Below are 1,359 nucleotides of genomic sequence, written 5' to 3' on the forward strand. Positions count from 1 at the left end.
TGAACCGTCCCTGATTTCCTGCCGCTTTCTTTCTGGTGAAAGGATTCGGATATGCCCAAGAAACACCCAACAGAGGTTCGCGAACGAGCGGTCCGTATGACCCTTGATCGTGTGAAGGATTACCCATCGATGTGGGCTGCGTGCCGCGACCTGGCCCCCAAGCTCAACATCGGCGCCGAGACGCTCCGGAAATGGGTCACCCAGGCGCAGGCTGACGCCGGCGAACGCACGGGTCCCACGAGCGAAGAGCTTGAGGAAATCAAACGGTTGAAGCGCGAAAACCGTGACCTGCGCGAGACGAACGACATCCTCAAAGCGGCCGCGTCTTTCTTCGCGAGGGAGCTCGACCCTCGCAACCGTCCCTAGTCGCTTTCATCGTCCAGATGAAGGCGAACGGCCTTGGAGTCGAGTTGACGTGTGGTGTCCTGCGTGAGCAGGGCGTCACGGTCACTTCACGGTCATTTCGGGCATGGAAGACTCGCGCCGCCGCGGCCCGAGTTCAGAGTGACGCGGTCCTTGTCGACCGGCTCAAAGCGTTGAAAGCACTAGACGCCTACGGGCGTCAGCAGCCCGAGATTCTCTATGGACGGCGGAAGATGACGGCGTGGCTCCGCCGGGGTGAGTTCACCGGCGTTTCGAAGCACACGGTCAACCGGTTGATGCGTCTCGAGGGCATGAACGGACTCGTCCGGGGCCGTAAGCCCCGGGCGTCGGCGGCGACGGGCAAGGAGTCGGTGCGAGCTCCTGACTTACTTAAACGCAACTTCAGTGCGCCCCGCCCGAACCACTCCTGGGTCACGGACTTCACGTATGTCCCAACGTGGGGCGGCTTCGTCTACGTGGCCTTCGCGATCGACTTGTATTCCCGTGCGATTGTGGGCTGGCACGCGTCAACGGTCAAAGACACACCGTTCGTTGAGGTCTGTTTGAATATGGCGCTTTGGCGCCGCGACCATGCTGGCCACGCCGTGCGGCCCGGTTTGATCCATCACAGCGATGCCGGGTCTCAATACACATCGATTAAATTCACCGAGACTGTCGCTCTCGAAGGCCTCATCGCCTCGATCGGAACCATCGGCGACGCCTACGATAACGCGGCCGCGGAGACCGTCATGGGGCTCTACAAAAACGAGGCCGTAGCGAAGAACTCGCCCTTCGTGGCGGGGCCGTTGAAAACCCTCGCGGACGTCGAAAAACTCACCTTCGACTGGCTGGATTGGTACAACAATCGGCGCCTGCACAGCGCGCTCGGGAACATGCCGCCCGAAGAATATGAACGCAACTACTACGCTGAAACAAACGGCCCGATAAATATCGAAGCCGCCAACAAAACGGCGGTATGAAACCCGGGACGGTTCA

General features: G+C 60.4%; 1 protein-coding gene. It reads left to right on the forward strand.

All coding sequences use genetic code 11. The annotated features are described in order from the left end of the window. Window positions 1–51: 51 nt before the first annotated feature. Window positions 52–1,343, forward strand: a protein-coding gene (locus CXY71_RS00070) for an IS3 family transposase (protein ID WP_104133714.1) whose coding sequence is annotated in 2 segments (ribosomal slippage) — window positions 52–322 and window positions 322–1,343 — 1,293 coding nt in all. Because the reading frame shifts where the segments join, the coding sequence is not laid out codon by codon here. Window positions 1,344–1,359: the final 16 nt, after the last annotated feature.

Source organism: Cryobacterium sp. Y62 (assembly GCF_002929785.1).
Classification (GTDB): domain Bacteria; phylum Actinomycetota; class Actinomycetes; order Actinomycetales; family Microbacteriaceae; genus Cryobacterium.